The sequence below is a fragment of the Cellulomonas sp. FA1 genome (assembly GCF_000986825.1).
Classification (GTDB): Bacteria; Actinomycetota; Actinomycetes; order Actinomycetales; family Cellulomonadaceae; genus Cellulomonas; species Cellulomonas iranensis.
On the sequence record NZ_LBMY01000001.1, the window covers coordinates 3361857 to 3378335 of the forward strand.

Below are 16479 nucleotides of genomic sequence, written 5' to 3' on the forward strand. Positions count from 1 at the left end.
CACGGCCCAGGGCGGGGCCCGGCGTTCACCCGCGTGACGAGGCCGCCGCCGCCACGTGGGGCGCCGCTGTCACGTGAGGTCCTGCCGGTGCGCGTGCGGCACCGCCGGCAGGTGCGTGAGGTCGACGTCCCACGTGCCGTCGCGCGCGACGCGCCACGTGCCCGTGTCGACCATCTCGTGCCAGCGCGCGACGCGCTGCGCGAGCGTCGAGCGTGCGACGTGCAGCGGGTGCGCGTGCGGGTCGTGGCGGAACGTGTCCGGGCCGGGGCGCGACCCGTCGAGCACGAGCGGCAGCGCGTGCCCGTGCACCGCGACCACCCAGTGCGCCTGCCACGTGCGGCGGTCGCCGCGCGCCTCGGCGAGCGACGCCTCGTGGTACTCCCGCGAGCGGCGCAGGCTCGCGTCGAGCGGCGCGAACTCCTGCCCGGGCGCGAGGTGCGCGGCCGGCAGCCCGGGGGTGGTGCCGTCGCGCCACGTCCAGAGCGCGGCGACGTCCTCGTCCAGCTCGTAGCCGTGCCGCGCGGCGAGGGTCGCGGCCTCGCGGTACGTCAGGCCGGGACGCAGGCGCGGGACCACCGCGGCGCCCAGCGACGCGAGCCGCGCGGCCCAGCCCTGCAGCGCGGCGTGCACCTCGGCCGCGCTCACCGCGAGCCGTCCCCGGGCGTGCCCGTGCGGCGGCGTGGGGCGTGGTGCCGACGACCCTCCACCCGGGCACTCCTTCGCGCGCGTTCGTGACGTGCGGGACGTCGTCGGCCGCGCAGCGGGACGACACCGTGGCACACGGGCCGACCCGCGCGGAGCCGGTTCGCGGGGGAGCCACCCGGACGGGGCACGTGCGGGGGTGCCAGCGCCTACCCGAACGGTCTCTTTCTGGACGGTCAGCACGCTGCGCGGCCCGTCCGCGCGCCCGGTGGCCGACGTGGCCCGACGTGATCCGGGCCACGTCGGGCCTGATCGGTTTGGGCTCCCGGCCGGTGGGCCTGTACAGTTCTCGACGGCTCCTCGGGGCCGTGCGCCCGTAGCTCAATGGATAGAGCATCTGACTACGGATCAGAAGGTTGGGGGTTCGAGTCCCTCCGGGCGCGCAGTTCGGATGCGGGCCCGGCACCGATGGTGCCGGGCTCGTGTCACGTCCAGCAGGCTCTCCACGGTCCGCGCCACCGGCGCGACCGGTCCGCCCCCGACGTCGGGTGCGCGGTGAACCGCCTGCGACCGGCCGCGACCCGCGCGCACCCCTGCGCGCCGTGGCCACGCCCGCGGCGCCCCGCCGCCGGGCACGCACAGCACCGCGCGCCGCCACGGCGAGCGCGCGCAGGAACGGAACCACCCCCATGAGCACGACCGTGGCGCGACCGCGCCCGACCACCCCCGCACGCCCGACCACCCCCGCACGCCCGGGCCGCCGCCCGGCGTACCACCGACCCACCCTCCGTCACGTCTCGCAGGACGCGGGCGCGCGCCGCGCGCTCGTGCTGCTCGAGCTGTCCCAGCACGGCCCGTGCGACGTCCCGACGCTCGCGGAGCGCTGCGCGCTGCCCGCCGAGACCGTCGCCGCGCACCTGCGCGACCTCGCCGAGGCGGGGTTCGTCGTCGCCGACGGCCGCCGCTGGGCGGCCGTGTCCCTCGTCGAGCGCGAGCGCGCGCGGGGGCTGCCCGTCGGGTGACGGGCAGCGGGTTCAGCCGCCCAGGTCGGCGACGAGCCGCGCGAGGACGTCGGTGCTGAGGCGCACCGTGCCGTCCGGTGCCGTGCGCGTGACCGGCGTGAGCCGCCCGTCGGGCGCCCGCAGGTGCACGTGCGCCGGGTAGGGCACGTCACCGCGCGCGGCGGACGTCGTCACCCAGGCGAGCAGGCCGCGCGCCGCCGCGACCACGCTCGCGCCCGTCACCACGTGGAGCGCGAGCGCGTCGGCGTGCGCGACGGCGACCAGCGTGCCCAGCCGTGCCCGCGTCCCGATCGACGCGAGGATCCCGTCGAGCACGTGCAGCCGGCTGGGCGCGAGCCCGTCACCGGTCGTGAGCAGGTGCAGGTCGACGCCTCCCTGCAGCCCGACGCGGTGGTGCTCGGGCGGGGCCAGGAGCCGGACCGCGTCCAGGGCCGAGGCGCCGACGGCCTCCCAGCCGCCGTGCTCGGCGGGGTCGCGGACCACGCGGGCCTCGCCGTCGAGCACCACCATCAGGCAGGCCCGCAGGTGCGGCGACAGCAGCGCACCCACCTCGTCGCCCAGCAGACCGGCGGGCACGACGCCCGCGACGAACCGACGTTCGAGGGCGGCGAGCGCGTGCGGCGGGGGAGGTGCCTGCGGGACGAGACGCGCGACGAGCTGCTCCACCGCCGCAGCACGCCGCTGCGGTGCGACGCGCGCCGTGGCGCGGACGACCTCCGGCAGGTCGACGACGACGCCCGCGGCCGTCGTCACGGCGTGGGCGCTGTGCGTCACGGGCGGGTGGCCGAGCCCGGCGAGCGCACGCGTCACCTCCGTGCGCAGCGCGAGCGCGTGCATCCGGGTCAGCGGCGGCAGCCACGGGTCCGGGTCTCCGAACGCGTCCGACGGCGGGAGGTCGAGGAAGCCCGCGGCCGGTGCGGGCGGAGGTGGTGGCGTGCGGCGCGGACGGCGCCAGAAGGGCGGCACGCCAGCACGCTAGGGCCACCTCCGCCCGCCCGGCCGGGACCTCCGGCGGCTACGCGCGCGCCGCGCGCCTGGCCGCGGCGCGCAGCAGCAGGGCACCCGCCCCGCCCAGCACGGCCCACGTGACGACCTGCACCGCCCAGAACGCGCCGTCGCCCAGCTCGGACGCGGGCGTCACGAGGTTGGACGCGTAGACGAGCGTCGTGTTGAGCAGCGCGTGCGCCCACGCCGCGGGCCACACGGACCCCGACAGCGCCCGCGCCGCGCCGATCACGAGCGCGGCCACCAGCAGGTTGACCATCGAGGCCACCACGTCGCGGCCGGTCATGGCGCCGCCTGCGCGGTAGGCCAGCAGCAGCGGCAGGTGCCACAGCGCCCACAGCGCGCCGATGCCGACGGTCGCGCGCACCAGCCCGTAGCGGGCGAACGTGGTGTGCAGCGCGCCGCGCCACGCGATCTCCTCGCCCGTGACGGTGAGCATCGCGACGAGCGCGAACGGCAGCACGAGCGGTGCGAGGGCCGCGGCGTCGTCGGTCGGGCGCCACGCGACGAGCCCCGTCGCGACCCCGACGGCCGTGGTCACGGCCGGCACCGCGACGAACACCGCGACCAGCAGCCCCGCGGTGCGCAGCACGTGGCCGGTGCGCAGCGGGCGGACCGCCGCCCACCGCCAGAACGGCGTGCGACGCCTCGTGCCGAGGTGCGCGACGAACGCCGCGAGCGTGGGTGCCCACGACAGCAGCGGCACGGTCGCGTTGAACGCGTCGGCGTCCGCACCGGCCACGGCCAGCGGCACGAGGACGGCCGCCGTGATCGCCGTGAGGGTGCCGACGAACCACGTGAGCACGCGCCGCGGGTCGCGGTCCGGTGTCGGGGTCGCGCCGGGCGCGGAGTCGCGCAGGTCGTCGGGGACGGGCGCGGTGCCCTCGGGTGCGCGGGTGTCCCGTGCGGTCATGGTGCTGCTCTCCTCGCCGGGCCGCGGCGGCCCTCGGGTCGACGCTCCCAGCCGCGCACCGGCCCGCACCTCACCCCGTGCGGCGGTCGGCCCTCACCCCGCGGGGTGAGCGGGCCCGGCCAGGCCGTTCTCGTACGCGTAGATCACGGCGTGCACGCGGTCGCGCAGGTCGAGCTTGGTGAGGACCGCGCGCACGTGCGTCTTCACGGTGTTCTGCGTGAGGTGCAGCGCGGCACCGATCTCGCCGTTGGACCGCCCGGCGGCGATGAGGTCGAACACCTCGCGCTCGCGGGGCGACAGCCGCGCGACCGCGTCGGGCCGGGGCGCCGGCACGCGCCGCACGTGCTCGACGAGCGACGCGGCCACGGTCGGCGCGAGCGCCGCGCTGCCGGCCGCGACGTCGCAGATCGCCTCGACGAGGGTCTCGGGGCGCGCGTCCTTGGTGAGGTAGCCGCTGGCCCCGGCGCGCAGCGCGGCCAGCACGAGCTCGTCGAGGTCGAACGTCGTGAGCGCCAGCACGCGCGTGCGCGGGCGCAGCCGCACCACCTGCGCGGTCGCCGCGATGCCGTCGAGCACGGGCATGCGCACGTCCATGAGGACGACGTCGACGTGCTCGCGCAGCACGGCGTCGACGGCGGCGCGCCCGTCCCCGACGGTCCCGACGACCTCGACGCGCGGGTCGGCGCCCAGGACGGTCGCGAGCGAGAGCCGCAGCAGCTCCTGGTCGTCGGCCAGCAGCACGCGCACCGGGCCGGTCACGCGGCACCCACCGTCGGCAGCCGCGCGCTCAGCGTCCAGCCGCTCGCGTCCGTGCCCCCGCGCTCGACGTCGAGCGTGCCGCCCGCGGCCGTGACCCGCCGCTCCGCGGCCGCGAGGCCCGAGCCCGTGCCGGCGCGCACGCCGGCGTCGTCGGCCGCGCGCGGTCCCGCGCCGCCGTCGTCGCTCACCCGCACCCGCACCGCGTCCGCGTCCCGCTCGGCGTCCCAGTCCACGTGCACCTCCACGGTCAGCGGCGGCGCGACGTGCCGCAGCGCGTTGGTCAGACCCTCCTGCACGAGCCGCACGAGGGCCGACTCGGCGTCGGCCGGGAGCGCGCGGCGCTCGCCGTGCTCGGTCAGCGTCACGCGGTGCAGCGGGGTGGCCGCGGCCGCGACGAGCGCCGGCAGCCCGTCGAGCGACGGCACGACGTCACCGGCGGCGGCGGGCGGCGCGTCGAGCACGCGCAGCATGCCGCGCAGCCCCAGCAGCGCCGAGCGCGCGGTGTCCGCGACCTGCGCGAGCGCCTGCGCGGTCGCGGGCTCGCGCGTGCCCACGCGCGCGGCCTCGGCCTGCGCGACGACGAGCGTGAGGGAGTGCGCGACGACGTCGTGCAGGTCGCGGCGGATCTCGGCGCGCTCGGACCGCCGCGCGCGCTCGAGCCGCTCCGCCGCGTCGGCGGCCGCGCGCTCGCGCTGCGCCCGGGCGGCCCGCGCGAAGCCCCACACGGCCACGACCGCGGCCAGCAGCAGCGCGGCCTCCAGCACCGGAAGCCACGCCGCCCACGTGCCGCCGCCCGCCGCACCGTCGCCCCCCGCGCCCCCGGGGGCACGGACCGCCGCGGCGCCCGCGGTCAGCGTGACGCCCGCGACGCCGACCGCGAGCACGCGGCCCACCCACGGGCGCGGCCCGGCGACGACCAGCCGCCACGCCGCCAGCAGGTAGCAGGCCGCCGACGGCAGCCACACGCCGCTCGACCAGCCCGGCATCGGCACCAGCGCGAGCACGGCCATCGCCCCCGCGGCCGCGACGAACGCGCCGACGGGCTGCCGGTCGGCGCGCCACGCCGCGACGTGCAGCACGGCCGCCGCCGCGGCCACGGCCACCACGGGCACGACGCCCGCGCCGCTGAGCGCCATCGCCACGAGCAGCGCGGCCGTCGCGCACGGCGCGACCGTCGCCGACAGCAGCACGAGCAGCCGCCACACGGGGTCCGGGGGTCGGGTGCGCACGGCACCAGTGTCGCGTGCCGCGCACCGGGCCCCGTGTGGGCGGTGCGTCAGCGCCGCGCGACCGCCGCGTCCCGGCGTCGCCCGTGCTCGCGCACCGGCCGCTCGACGAGCCACCAGCTCACGGTCGCGGCGGCCACCGACGCGACCGCACCGGCGGGGCCCGCCCACACGCCGAGCTCGGGGCGCAGCCACATCGTCAGCGGGTAGTTCCACAGGTAGGCGGCGTACGACACGGTCCCGAGCGCCACCAGCGGCGCGAGCCACCGCGGCAGGTGCACGTGCCGACGGCCCGCGTGCACCAGCACGACCGTCGCGACCGACACGGCCGGCGCCGCCACGAGGTACGTGGCCGCGTGCCCGCGCACGTCGACGACCGACAGCGCGGCCAGCAGCGCGGCCGCCGCGACGACCGCGACGCGGCCCGTCGCGGCGCGCGCCCAGCGGTCCTGCGTGACCCGCGCCAGGCCCCCGACCACGAAGCACACGAGCCACGACGTCGGCAGTGGGTACGCCGCGTCGGGCGTGTCGCGGAACCACAGCACGGTCGCGGCCGTGAGAGCGAGCGCGACGCCGCCCGCGACGACCAGGCCCGCGACCGTGCGCCGTGCGCGCACCGCGAGCAGCACGACGAACGGCCACACGAGGTAGAACTGCTCCTCGGTCGCGAGCGTCCACAGGTGGTAGATCGCCGGGCTCACGCCCACGAGCCCGACGTACGGCAGGTTCGCCGTGTAGGTCAGCGCGACCGCGACGGTGCGCGGCAGGGTGGCCCGGTCGCCGACGTCGGCCAGCGGGTCGATCGTGAGCGTCACGAGCACGAACACCGCGACGAACGCCAGGAGCGCGGGCACGAGCCGTCGCACGCGGCGCCACCAGAACCGCTTCAGGTCGACGCGGCCGGTCGCGCTGGCCTCGTCGACGAGCAGCCCCGTGATGAGGTGGCCCGACAGCGCGAAGAACATGACGACGCCGACGACGCCGGCACCGGGGAACCAGGCGGGCACCGCGTGCCGCAGGATCACGAGCCCGACGGCCACGCCGCGCAGCGCGTCCCACGCGGCGACGCGCGCACCGCCGCCGGCGCCCGTGCCGGTGCCGCGCGTCAGGACCCCGCGCGCGCCCGCCAGGTCGGCCCCCGGGCTCACGCGGCCGGTGCCCGGTGCCGCGCGAGCGCACCCGCCACGAGGTCCGCGAGCAGCTCGGCGTACGGCAGGCCCGCCGCCGCGAACATCCGCGGCACCTGCGAGTGCGCGGTCATGCCGGGCATCGTGTTGACCTCGTTGAGCACGGGCCCGTCGGCGGTGAGGAAGAAGTCCACGCGCGCCACGCCGTCGCAGCCCAGCGCGTCGGTCACGGCGAGCGCCGCGTCCGCGAGCGCGCGCGCCTCGTCGTCCGTGAGCGCCGCGGGGACCACGAACCGCGCGCTGCCGTCGTACTTGGTCGTCGTGTCGAACACGGCGCCCGCGTGCAGGATCTCCAGCGGCGGGGACGTGACGGTCGTGCCGTCGGCGCGGCGCAGCACGGCGACGTCGACCTCGCGGCCCACGACGACCTCCTCGACGAGCGCGCTCCGGTCGATCGCGAGCGCGGCCTCGACGGCGTCGGTGAGCTCGTCGCGCGTCGTCACGCACCGCACGCCGTGGCTCGACCCGGACGCGACGGGCTTGACGACCGCGGGCAGCGGCACGCCGTCGAGCGCGGGACCGGTGCCCCGCACGACGCGCCCCGCGGCGACCGCGACCCCCGCGGCGGCCGCGACGAGCTTCGTCACCGCCTTGTCCATCGCGATCGCGCCCGCGCCGACGCCGGAGCCCACGCACGCGACGCCGATGACGTCGGCCAGCGCCGCGAGCGTGCCGTCCTCGCCGTGCGGGCCGTGCACGGCGGGGAGCAGCACGTCGCACGCGGCGATCACGGCGACCGCCTCGTCGACCGGCAGGTCGACGTCGTCCACCGACCAGCGCCCGTCGCGCCCGATCGTCAGGCGGACCACGTCGTGCGTCGGCGCGAGCGCGCTCGCGGCGGCCGCGGCGCTCGCGAGCGACACGTCGTGCTCGACGTTGGCGCCGCCGCCGACCACCGCGACCCGCGTGCGCCGTGGGCCGTCCGTCACGCGTGCGGTCGGTGCGTCGGTCGTGGTCATCGGGTCTCCTCGGGGTGGGGGTCGGGGTGCGCGGCGGCGCGGCGTGCCGCGAGGGGTGCGGCGGGCACGGTGCGCCGCACGAGGCGCGGGCCGAGGCCCGTGAGCACCTCGTGCGGCAGCGAGCCGGACCAGCGCGCCCACTCGGCGAGCGTCGGGCCCGCGTCGTGGGTCGGTACGGCGCGGGGGTCGGCGTCGGGCGGTCCGGCGGCGACGACGGTCGCGACGTCCCCGGCGACGACGGGCAGGTCGCCCGCGTCGACGACGACCTGGTCCATCGAGATCCGCCCGACCAGCGGGCGGCGCCGGCCGTGCAGCAGCACCTCGGCGCGCCCGGACGCCGCCACGGGCAGGCCGTCGGCGTACCCGAGGGGCAGCAGCGCGAGGCGCGTGGGCGCGGGCGTGCGGTAGGTGTGGTCGTAGCCGACGCCCGTGCCCGCGGGCACGTCGCGCACCTGCACGACGGGCGCGGTCACGTGCGCGACGTCGCGCAGCGCCGTGGACCGCCCGCTCGGGTCGATGCCCACGAGCCCGGCGCCGACGCGCGCGAGGTCGAGCGCGGCGCCCGGCACGCCGAGCACGCCGGCGGTCGCGGCGAGGTGCCGCAGGGTCGGTCGCAGGCCCGCGGCGCGGGCCTGCGCGAGGCCGTGCACGAACCGGGTCACGGCGGCGGCGTTCTCGGGGTCCTCGGGGTGGGCGGCGCACGCGAGGTGCCCCATGACGGCGACGACGTGCACGGTGCCCTCGCGCTCGGCGGCGGCCGCGGCGGCGCACAGCGCGGGCCACCGCTCGGGCGGGCAGCCGTCGCGGGCGGTCCCGCAGTCCAGGTAGAGGTGCACGACGACCGCCCGGCCCAGCCGACGCGCGGTCGCGCGCACGGCGTCGAGGTGCGCGACGTCGGGCACCGCGAGGTCCACCGTGTGGAGCACGGCGGCGTCGAGGTCGGCGTCGGCCGCGTCGAGCCAGCTGAGCACGGGCGCCGTGATCCCGGCCGCGCGCAGCGCCGCGGCCTCCGCGAGCGTCGTGACGCCGAGGGAGCGGGCGCCGTGCGCGAGCGCGGTGCGTGCCAGGTCGACCGCGCCGAGCCCGAACCCGTCGGCCTTGACGACGGCCATGAGGTGCGGCACGCGCGCGGCGAGCACGCGCGTGTTGTGCGCGACGGCGTCGAGCCGCACGGTCAGCACGGGGCGCCCGGTGACCGGCGGCGCGGCGGCCGGTGGGTCGGCGATCACGGGCCGACCGGGCCGTGGAGCGCGGCGGGCGCGCCCGTGACGAGGGCCCAGTAGCGGTCGCCGTGGCTCCAGTGCCACCACTCGGTGGGGTAGTTGACGAAGCCGGCGCCGGTCAGCACGGCGGCGAGCGTGTCGCGCAGCGCGCGCGACGTGGGCGGGACGTGCGCCGCGGTGAAGCAGCGGCCGTCGCTGTCCTCGGGCGTCGCGTCGAGCGGGCAGCCGAGGTCGAGCTCGACGCCGTCGTCGTCGACGAGGGTCACGTCGACCGCGGCGCCGGCGACGTGCGGCGCGACCTCGACGGGGGACACGTAGCGGCTCGTGAGCCGCGCGACCTCGGCGGCGTCGGCGCCGGGGTGCGCGGCCTCGACCGTGGTGGCGTACCTGGCGACGATCGCCGCCTGGGCCGTGGGGCTGCGCCAGCCCTCCGAGAGCGCGAGGTGCAGGCCGGCGGGCAGCGCGCGCTGGGCGGCGGCGAGCCGCCGGGCGACGTCCGCGCGCACGCGCAGCGCCGACGCGGGCGTGCCGGGGCGCAGTGCGCGGATCCCGGCGGGGACGAGCGGCTCGCCGCGGTCGGCCACGGGGACGGCGGCGACGCGGGGGTCGCTCAGCAGGAGGGGGTGGTCGCTGACCAGGGGCATGGTGACGACGCTAGGGAGCCGGGGCCGCGCGAGGATCCGCCCGCGGTCGCGTGCTGGACGCGGGTCCGGGAGGACGCGGCGGGGGTGCGGTCCGCCCCTGCGGCGAGGGCCACGGGTGGCGGATCCGCCCCCGGGTGGACGCGCCGCGGCGCCGTCCGACGCCGTGGCGGAGACCCGTGTCAGCAGTCATGCGACGCCTTGACTCGCCGCGCCGGGCATCGGTAGCGTCGAAACGCTGACAGATCGGTCAGCATCGGGTGGCGTCGACGGCGACGTCGGGCCGGGGGAGCGCGAGGGCCCGCGCGCACGGCACCACCGTCGCCCTGCCGGCCCGCGGGCCGGCCGTCACCGGAGGTCGCCGTGCACCCACCCGCCCGTCCCGCCCACGCCGCAGCACCCGCCCCGACGTCCCGGCCGGCGCCGCGCGTCCGACCGGCCGGGCGGCGCGTCGCCCGGCCCGCTGCGCTGCTCGCGGCCCTCGCCCTCGCCGTCGCGGGCGCGGCGACCACGACGCCCGCCGCCGCGCGCGGGCCCGCACCCGCCGCCGTCGGGGACGTGCTGTGGTCGCAGGAGTTCGACGGACCCGCAGGTGCGGCCCCCGACCCCGCCGTGTGGTCGTACGACACGGGGGCGAACGGGTGGGGCAACGCCGAGCTCCAGAACTACACGACGTCGCGCGCCAACTCGGCCCTCGACGGTGACGGGAACCTCGTCCTCACCGCGCGCCGCGAGGCCGACGGCTCGTACACCTCGGCCCGCCTGCACACGAACGACAAGGTCGAGCTGCGCTACGGGCGCGTCGAGGCGCGCATCCAGATCCCGCGCGGGCAGGGCATCTGGCCGGCGTTCTGGATGCTGGGCGCGTCCTTCCCGCAGACCCCGTGGCCCGGCTCGGGCGAGATCGACGTCATGGAGAACGTCGGCAAGGAGCCGCACCTCGTGCACGGCACCGTGCACGGACCCGGGTACTCGGGCGGTGCCGGCATCACCGGGTCCGCGATGCACCCCCAGGGGTGGTCGTACGCCGACGACTTCCACACGTTCGCGGTCGACTGGAAGCCCGGCGAGATCACGTGGTTCGTCGACGGGCAGCAGTTCCACCGCGTGACGCGCGCGAGCGTCGGGTCGAACGCCTGGGTGTTCGACCAGCCCTTCTTCCTCATCCTCAACGTCGCGGTCGGCGGCCAGTGGCCCGGGTACCCCGACGCCACCACGACCTTCCCGCAGCAGATGAAGGTCGACTGGATCCGCGTGACCGACAACGGCGCCACGAGCGGCGGCGACCCCGGCACGCCCGGCGGCGGGACGCTCCCGACGGGCACGGGCACGATCCGCGCCGACGGTCGCCTCTGCCTCGACGTGCCCTGGGGGCAGACGCACGACGGCAACCCCGCGCAGATCGCCACCTGCAACGGCGGCGCCGCGCAGCAGTGGACCCGCGGCGCCGACGGCACGATCCGCGCGCTCGGCAGGTGCCTCGACGTCGCGGGCGGCGGCACCGCCGACGGCACGCGCGTGCAGCTGTGGACCTGCAACGGCACGGCCGCCCAGCGCTGGACCTACGACGCGGCGACGCAGACCCTGCGCAACCCGCAGTCCGGCCGGTGCCTCGACGCCGACGGCGGCAACCCGATCCACGACGGGCAGAAGCTCGTCGTGTGGTCGTGCCACGGCGCCGCCAACCAGCGCTGGGTGCTCTGACGCGCGGCGACGTGCTGCGTCGCGACGGTCACGGGTGGTCGCGATGAGCGGCGGTCGTCCGTGACCGTCGCGCACCGCGCCCCTGGCCGGGGACGGCTCAGCGGCGCCCGGTGAGCGCGGGCTGGCGCTGCGCGGCGGTGCGCTGCGACGGCCACGCGAGCATGACGAACATGGTCCGCTCGCCGCGCGGGCCCACGAGGGACGCGCGCACGACCGGGGTGACGCCCTCGCGCGCGCAGCGCCGCAGCTCGTCCTGCAGCAGGCGCGGCCACGGGCCGCCGACGTGCCCGATGCGCCGCCCCTCGAGGTCGAGCAGGTCGAGCGTGCCGTCACCCGCGGCCACCTGGACGCGCAGGCGCCCCAGGCCGTCGGGCTTGACGAACGTGCCGGTGCCCTCGACGTACCCCTCGACGCGGACGGTCACGTGGCCGCCGTCGCTCGGCACGACGCGCCACGGCTCGGGCAGGTAGCGGCGCGTCATCGCGCGGCCCCCGACGGCGGGGTGGCGGGCACCGCGGGCGGTGCGGGGCGGGCGGGTGAGGCGAGCGAGTGCGGCAGCACGGTGTCCTCCGTCGCGAGAGCGGAGGGCCGCTGCCTGACCCGTCTTCTCACGTTACCCGCGGACCCCGTCGAGCGCGCGGCGGGACGCCGGGTGCGCGCCGTCGGGCCCGGACGTGGCTCCCGCGGTCGCGGGTGCCACGCGCCCGGCCTACGGTTTTCCGGCGAGCACCCCCGTAGGCCCCGGGGTGCGGGGAGGGGCGCTGACATGCTGGACCAGCCGCTCGGCGACACGCTGGGCCGTCTGCACGACGCCGTGCGCGAGGCCACCGACGTGCAGGCCGTGGTCGACACCGTCGCCGCGTCCGCGCGTGCGACGCTTCCGGGCGTGGCCGAGGTGAGCGTCACGCTGCGGCGCGACGGCGACGCGCGCACGGTCGGCGCCACGGGCGAGCGCGCGCGGCGCTGCGACGAGGTCGAGTACGCGGGCGACGCGGGCCCCTGCCTCACGGCCGCCGACGAGGGGCGCACCGTGCTGGTCCGCGACGTCGAGACCGACGGCCGGTGGCCCGCGTGGGCGCTCGCCGCCCGCGCCGAAGGGTTCGTCGGGGCCGCCGCGTTCCCCGTCACGACGCGCGCCGACGTGTCCGTGTCGCTCAACGTGTACAGCGAGCGGCACCTCGAGTGGCAGGACTCCGCCGTCGTGCTGGGCGAGCGCTACGCGGCGGGCGTCGCGCACGTGCTCGGGTGGTCCGTGCGCCTGGTCGACCTCGCGCAGACCACGGCCGACCTGCGGGCCTCCCTCGAGTCCCGCGCCGTCATCGACCAGGCCATCGGCATCGTCATGGCGCAGAACCGGGTCGGGCCCGACGAGGCGCTCCGACTCCTGCGGCAGGCGTCGCAGGGCCGCAACGTCAAGCTCCGCGACCTCGCGCGTGACGTCGTGGTCGCCGTGGGCGGGAGCGAACCGGAGAGCGTGTTCGTCCCACGACGCTGAGGCACCAGCCCTCCGGACCCGACGCGCGTCCCGTCACGAGTCGGCGACCGCCTCGTCCGTGCCGACCGACGACGGCGCGAGCACCTGCCCGAGCTCGTCCGCGAGCTCGGCCACCGGGCGGCCGCGCGCGGCCGCCCGCTCGACGACGAGCTCCGCGAGCCGCCGCAGCGTGACGTTGTGCTGCATCGACGCGCGGCGCAGCATCTCGAACCCCTCCTCGGGGTTCACGGCGAACGCGCTCGCGAGCATGCCCTTCGCCTGCTCGATCGTCGCGCGCGACGTCGTGGCCGCCGCGATCTGCTCGGTCGCGACGCGCGCGCCCTCCGAGCGCACGACCGCGCTCACGTCGACCAGCGCGGCCTCGACCACGTCGTCCTCGCGGTGCACGAGCCCGAGCACGTGCCGCGTGCGGCCCTGCGCGTCCCGCAGCCGCACGTGCGAGTACGTGCCGGCCCGCGTCGTGCCCAGCAGCGCGCTGCGCCAGCCCTGCCGGTCGTCGGGGTGGACGTGCGCGAGCACGAGCTCGGTCGTCGGGACGACCTCGCCGACGTCGAAGCCGTGCAGCTCGTACGTCGCGTCGGACCACCACCAGGTGCCGTCGCGCAGGCCGTGGCGCAGCAGCGCGGTGCCCGGGGGAAGGGGGAAGGTGTGGCGCGTCTCGCGCGAGGGGGCGGACACGGGGGGATCCTCCGAGTGTGACGACCGGAGGGCCGTGTCCTGACCCGAGACGGAAACCTAAGTGCCTTTCGCGGACGAAGCAAACGACGACCGTCGATACGGACCCGTCCGGACCCGTGCGGGTGCGTCCGGACGGGTCCCGGCGTGCGTGACGTCACCCGGGCGCGCGGAACCCGTTGACCTTGTGCGTGCCGTCGCACCACGGCGGGGTCGCCGTGCCGCCGCAGCGGCACAGCGCCACGGTCCGACGTCGCACCGGGACGGGCACGCCGTCGGGCCCGACCAGCTCGAGCGGGCCGCGCACCAGCAGCGGCCCGTCGGGGCACGGCGTGACCCGGACCGGGCCGCGGCTTCGTGGCGCGTCGGTGCCGGCGTCCGCGTGCGTCCCCTCGTCGGCTCCCGTCATCGCACCGGCCGGCGCAGCGACGACGCGCCCGCGTCCCACGCCGCCAGCACGTGCCGGGCCCACCAGCCGTCGAGCGCGAGGCACACGGCAGCGCCCCACATGACGTCGGGCCCGAGCGCGGGCTGCTGCTCGACCAGGCGTCCGGCCATGTCGCGCGCGGCGATCTGCTCGTGCACGGCGTCGGCCTCGACGTGCTCGTCGAAGTACTCCGTGACGTAGTCGCCGAAGCCCAGGCGGCGCAGCCCGTTGCCGTACAGCCGGTTGGGCACCGACGACGTCATCTCGAACGCCGCGAGGTGCCCCACGATCGCGCCGCGCAGCCGCCGGTTGAGGCCGAGCATCGCCATGACGTTGGGGTGCGCGAGCGTGATCGCGGGGACGTGGTCGACGTACCGGCCGTACGTGTCGTCCAGGCCGACGCCACGCATCGCCGCCGCGAACAGGGCCGCGTGCTGACGTGCCGGGTCGCCCGCGCCGTACTCGTCGGACTGGATCTCCACGAGCGCGACCTTCGGCGCCCCCGTGAGGCGCGGCACCGCCCACGTGTGCGGGTCGGCCTCCTTGAGCTGGTACACCGACCGGTGCACCAGGAACTCCTCGACCTGCGGCTGGGTCGCGCGGCGCGCGAGGTGCCGCGACACGCTCGGCGCGTCGTCCGCGGCGGCCGTGGCGAACAGGGTCGCCGCCGTGTCCGCGGCCGTCGCGCCCGGCGCGGGCGCGGTCACGCGTTCGCGCAGCTCGGCCTCGACGCGCCGCTCCAGCAGCGACCGTGCGACCAGCACGTCCGGGTGCCACTCCCAGTCGTCGTCGACGCCCTCGAGGCCCTGGTGGTGCAGCTCGTACATGCAGGTCAGGGCGATCTGCAGGTCGTCGTGGTCGAGCCACGAGCGGGTCGGTCCCGGCACGGCCGCGGCGACCGCGGCGTGCAGCGGCGCGGGGTCGAGCGTCGCGCCGGTGAGCAGCCGCAGCAGCGCCTCGCCGATCCGTCCCCGGGGCGTCGGCAGGGGCATGGGGGACGCCTGCAGCGGTGCGGGGCCCGTCGTCCTCGACGGTGTGGCGGTGGTCATGGGCGTTCTTCCTCGCGACGAGCCACGCCGCTGCTGGACGTGGCCCCATGGTCACCCTGCGCCGGTGGCGTCGCCACCGGAGCGCTCACGCGTCCGTGGCCCCGGGCGCCAGCGGCACCTCGACGGCGTCCGCGACCGTGCGCACCGCGTGCGGCACGGCGCCCAGCACGCGGCCGCCCGGTCCGCCCGTCCCCGCGCCGTCCAGCGCCGCGAGCACGAGCCGCAGGCCGCGCGCGTCGAGGAAGGTCACGCGCGACAGGTCCACGTCGGCACCGGCGGGGGCCGCCGCTGCGACGGCCGCGATGACCTCGGGGCCCACGAGCGCCGCGTCGACCTCGCCCGTCACCTCGAGGCGTGGGCGCGCGCCGGGGCGCAGCACGACGCTGCCGCCCGGCGACGACCAGCGTGCGGGCGTGCCGTCGTGGCGGGTGTCGGGCCGTGGCGCAGCGGGGCGCGGCCGGGGCATCGAGCCGGACCTCTCGGACGTGCGACGGGCCGTGGCTTGACCCGTTCGCAACGTAGGAGAGGTCGGTGGGCTGCGCAAACGCTGGCGTGCGTGACGCGCCCGGGGTCAGCGGGGGGTGTCGCGCAGCGCGCGGACCATCGCGCGCAGCACCCGGAGGGCGTCCGCGCGCTCGGTCGTGGTGAGCCCGGACAGCATCCGGTCCTCGACCGTCCGGACGGCGGCGCTCGCCTGCGCGAGCCGTCGCCTGCCGTGCGCCGTGAGCTGCACGGGCAGGACGCGCCCCGTCGGCGCCGCCGTCGGGCGGACCACCTCGCCGTCGCGCTCGAGCGCCTGGAGCAGCACGTGCATGGTCTGCCGCGTCACGAAGGTGCCGCGCGCGAGGTCGGCGCTCGACGCGCCGGGCCGCTGGGCGAGGAGCTCGAGGCACGCGTAGTGCGTGACGCTCATGCCGAGCGGGCGCAGCACGTCGTCCATCGCGGTGCGGAGCGCGCTGGACGCCTCCTTGAGGAGGTAGCCGAGCGAGGTGTCGAGGTCGATGCCGGCGCCGTCTTGACCCATGTCAGCATCCTGACATACGGTCGTCATGTCAGAAAACTGACAACCTCTCGCCAAGGAGTGCACCGTGCCCGTCACCGGCCCCGACTTCCTCTCCCTGCAGGTCAGCGACCTCGACGCGGCCCGCGCGTTCTACGAGCGCTACCTCGGCCTCGTCCGCTCGCCCGCCGGCCCGCCGCACGCGGCCGTGTTCGCCACGTCGCCCGTCGCGTTCGCGCTGCGCGAGACGCTGCCGGGCCTCGACCTGGCCGCCGTCGACCAGCCCGGCCTCGGCGTGGCCCTGTGGCTGCACGCCACCGACGTCCAGGCGGTCCACGACGCGCTCGTCGCCGACGGCCACCGGATCGTCACCGCGCCGTTCGACGGCCCGTTCGGCCGGACGTTCACGTTCGCCGACCCCGACGGCTACCACGTGACCCTCCACGACCGCGCCTGAGCACCCGCGCCGCGGGGGCGTCCCGCGGCGCGCTCCGCCGGACGGACCGGGTGACACGCGCGGCCCACGGGCGCACACTGTGGCCGTCGAGCCGG

At 77.8% G+C, this 16479-nt stretch carries 19 protein-coding genes and 1 tRNA gene; 5 read left to right on the forward strand and 15 right to left on the reverse strand.

Translation table 11 applies throughout. From position 1 onward, the window contains the following. Window positions 1-69: 69 nt before the first annotated feature. Complete coding sequence (locus GY42_RS15205) at window positions 70-645, reverse strand: hypothetical protein (RefSeq protein WP_046529964.1); 576 nt, start codon at window positions 643-645, stop codon at window positions 70-72. 367 nt (window positions 646-1012) lie between these two features. Here GY42_RS15205 and GY42_RS15210 point away from each other — a divergent pair. Both GY42_RS15210 and GY42_RS19510 read left to right on the forward strand, forming a co-directional pair. After that, window positions 1013-1085, forward strand: a tRNA-Arg gene (locus GY42_RS15210). Between the two features lie 246 nt (window positions 1086-1331). Next, entirely contained in the window at window positions 1332-1664 is a 333-nt protein-coding gene (locus GY42_RS19510) for a transcriptional regulator (protein ID WP_046529965.1), read from the forward strand. A gap of 12 nt (window positions 1665-1676) precedes the next feature. On the opposite strand, the gene GY42_RS15220 is transcribed toward GY42_RS19510, so the two are convergent. From GY42_RS15220 to GY42_RS15255, 8 genes are all read right to left on the reverse strand, one after another. Continuing rightward, the gene (locus GY42_RS15220; RefSeq protein WP_046529966.1) at window positions 1677-2630 is read right to left on the reverse strand and encodes a hypothetical protein; all 954 of its coding nucleotides are present in this window, start codon (window positions 2628-2630) and stop codon (window positions 1677-1679) included. A 49-nt stretch (window positions 2631-2679) separates the two neighbouring features. Continuing rightward, the gene (locus GY42_RS15225; RefSeq protein WP_046529967.1) at window positions 2680-3582 is read right to left on the reverse strand and encodes a CPBP family intramembrane glutamic endopeptidase; all 903 of its coding nucleotides are present in this window, start codon (window positions 3580-3582) and stop codon (window positions 2680-2682) included. 93 nt (window positions 3583-3675) lie between these two features. Continuing rightward, window positions 3676-4341, reverse strand: a complete 666-nt coding sequence (locus GY42_RS15230) for a response regulator (RefSeq protein ID WP_046529968.1) — start codon at window positions 4339-4341, stop codon at window positions 3676-3678. Beyond that, window positions 4338-5570: a sensor histidine kinase gene (locus GY42_RS15235; RefSeq protein ID WP_152667349.1), complete on the reverse strand. Its 1233-nt coding sequence runs from the start codon at window positions 5568-5570 to the stop codon at window positions 4338-4340. The genes GY42_RS15230 and GY42_RS15235 overlap by 4 nt, the downstream gene beginning before the upstream one ends. 47 nt (window positions 5571-5617) lie before the next feature. Further along, complete coding sequence (locus GY42_RS15240; protein WP_236686814.1) at window positions 5618-6715, reverse strand: acyltransferase family protein; 1098 nt, start codon at window positions 6713-6715, stop codon at window positions 5618-5620. Beyond that, window positions 6712-7713, reverse strand: coding sequence for a D-alanine--D-alanine ligase family protein (locus tag GY42_RS15245; RefSeq protein ID WP_046529969.1), 1002 nt, complete (start codon window positions 7711-7713; stop codon window positions 6712-6714). Before GY42_RS15245 ends, GY42_RS15240 begins: the two co-directional genes overlap by 4 nt. Beyond that, on the reverse strand, window positions 7710-8942 hold the full coding sequence (gene alr, locus GY42_RS15250; protein ID WP_201775284.1) for an alanine racemase: 1233 nt from the start codon (window positions 8940-8942) through the stop codon (window positions 7710-7712). Before alr ends, GY42_RS15245 begins: the two co-directional genes overlap by 4 nt. Then, complete coding sequence (locus GY42_RS15255) at window positions 8939-9580, reverse strand: M15 family metallopeptidase (RefSeq protein ID WP_046529970.1); 642 nt, start codon at window positions 9578-9580, stop codon at window positions 8939-8941. The genes alr and GY42_RS15255 overlap by 4 nt, the downstream gene beginning before the upstream one ends. Window positions 9581-9940: 360 nt before the next feature. On the opposite strand from GY42_RS15255, the gene GY42_RS15260 reads away from it, so the two are divergent. After that, complete coding sequence (locus tag GY42_RS15260; RefSeq protein WP_082131589.1) at window positions 9941-11281, forward strand: lectin; 1341 nt, start codon at window positions 9941-9943, stop codon at window positions 11279-11281. A 97-nt stretch (window positions 11282-11378) separates the two neighbouring features. On the opposite strand, the gene GY42_RS15265 is transcribed toward GY42_RS15260, so the two are convergent. Further along, on the reverse strand, window positions 11379-11762 hold the full coding sequence (locus tag GY42_RS15265; RefSeq protein WP_046529971.1) for a hypothetical protein: 384 nt from the start codon (window positions 11760-11762) through the stop codon (window positions 11379-11381). Between the two features lie 285 nt (window positions 11763-12047). Between GY42_RS15265 and GY42_RS15270 the strand changes: the two genes are divergently transcribed. Then, complete coding sequence (locus GY42_RS15270) at window positions 12048-12776, forward strand: GAF and ANTAR domain-containing protein (RefSeq protein WP_046529972.1); 729 nt, start codon at window positions 12048-12050, stop codon at window positions 12774-12776. Window positions 12777-12809: 33 nt separating this feature from the next. Here GY42_RS15270 and GY42_RS15275 read toward each other — a convergent pair whose 3' ends face one another. The 5 genes from GY42_RS15275 to GY42_RS15295 all read right to left on the reverse strand — a co-directional run bounded on the left by GY42_RS15275 (window position 12810) and on the right by GY42_RS15295 (window position 15951). After that, window positions 12810-13454 carry a PAS and ANTAR domain-containing protein gene (locus GY42_RS15275; protein ID WP_052748432.1) on the reverse strand — a complete coding sequence of 215 codons (645 nt, stop codon included), beginning with the start codon at window positions 13452-13454 and terminating at the stop codon, window positions 12810-12812. A gap of 154 nt (window positions 13455-13608) precedes the next feature. Beyond that, window positions 13609-13860, reverse strand: a complete 252-nt coding sequence (locus tag GY42_RS15280) for a CDGSH iron-sulfur domain-containing protein (protein ID WP_082131761.1) — start codon at window positions 13858-13860, stop codon at window positions 13609-13611. Continuing rightward, window positions 13857-14927 carry an iron-containing redox enzyme family protein gene (locus GY42_RS15285; protein ID WP_082131590.1) on the reverse strand — a complete coding sequence of 357 codons (1071 nt, stop codon included), beginning with the start codon at window positions 14925-14927 and terminating at the stop codon, window positions 13857-13859. Before GY42_RS15285 ends, GY42_RS15280 begins: the two co-directional genes overlap by 4 nt. A gap of 85 nt (window positions 14928-15012) precedes the next feature. After that, window positions 15013-15393: a hypothetical protein gene (locus GY42_RS15290; protein ID WP_046529975.1), complete on the reverse strand. Its 381-nt coding sequence runs from the start codon at window positions 15391-15393 to the stop codon at window positions 15013-15015. Between the two features lie 105 nt (window positions 15394-15498). After that, window positions 15499-15951, reverse strand: a complete 453-nt coding sequence (locus tag GY42_RS15295) for a MarR family winged helix-turn-helix transcriptional regulator (RefSeq protein WP_046529976.1) — start codon at window positions 15949-15951, stop codon at window positions 15499-15501. 64 nt (window positions 15952-16015) lie between these two features. Here GY42_RS15295 and GY42_RS15300 point away from each other — a divergent pair, with 64 nt between their 5' ends. Continuing rightward, window positions 16016-16384 (forward strand): VOC family protein, encoded by a 369-nt coding sequence (locus tag GY42_RS15300; RefSeq protein ID WP_046529977.1) that lies wholly within the window; start codon window positions 16016-16018, stop codon window positions 16382-16384. The last annotated feature ends 95 nt before the right edge of the window (window positions 16385-16479 follow it).

Excerpts from the sequence above, each read along its gene's own strand:
- GY42_RS15225 (WP_046529967.1), bottom strand. The coding sequence starts at position 3,582 with ATGACCGCACGGGACACCCGCGCACCCGAGGGCACCGCGCCCGTCCCC.
- GY42_RS15270 (WP_046529972.1), top strand. The coding sequence starts at position 12,048 with ATGCTGGACCAGCCGCTCGGCGACACGCTGGGCCGTCTGCACGACGCC.
- GY42_RS15285 (WP_082131590.1), bottom strand. The coding sequence starts at position 14,927 with ATGACCACCGCCACACCGTCGAGGACGACGGGCCCCGCACCGCTGCAG.
- GY42_RS19510 (WP_046529965.1), top strand. The coding sequence starts at position 1,332 with ATGAGCACGACCGTGGCGCGACCGCGCCCGACCACCCCCGCACGCCCG.
- GY42_RS15280 (WP_082131761.1), bottom strand. The coding sequence starts at position 13,860 with ATGACGGGAGCCGACGAGGGGACGCACGCGGACGCCGGCACCGACGCG.
- GY42_RS15255 (WP_046529970.1), bottom strand. The coding sequence starts at position 9,580 with ATGCCCCTGGTCAGCGACCACCCCCTCCTGCTGAGCGACCCCCGCGTC.
- GY42_RS15295 (WP_046529976.1), bottom strand. The coding sequence starts at position 15,951 with ATGGGTCAAGACGGCGCCGGCATCGACCTCGACACCTCGCTCGGCTAC.
- GY42_RS15245 (WP_046529969.1), bottom strand. The coding sequence starts at position 7,713 with ATGACCACGACCGACGCACCGACCGCACGCGTGACGGACGGCCCACGG.
- GY42_RS15265 (WP_046529971.1), bottom strand. The coding sequence starts at position 11,762 with ATGACGCGCCGCTACCTGCCCGAGCCGTGGCGCGTCGTGCCGAGCGAC.
- GY42_RS15290 (WP_046529975.1), bottom strand. The coding sequence starts at position 15,393 with ATGCCCCGGCCGCGCCCCGCTGCGCCACGGCCCGACACCCGCCACGAC.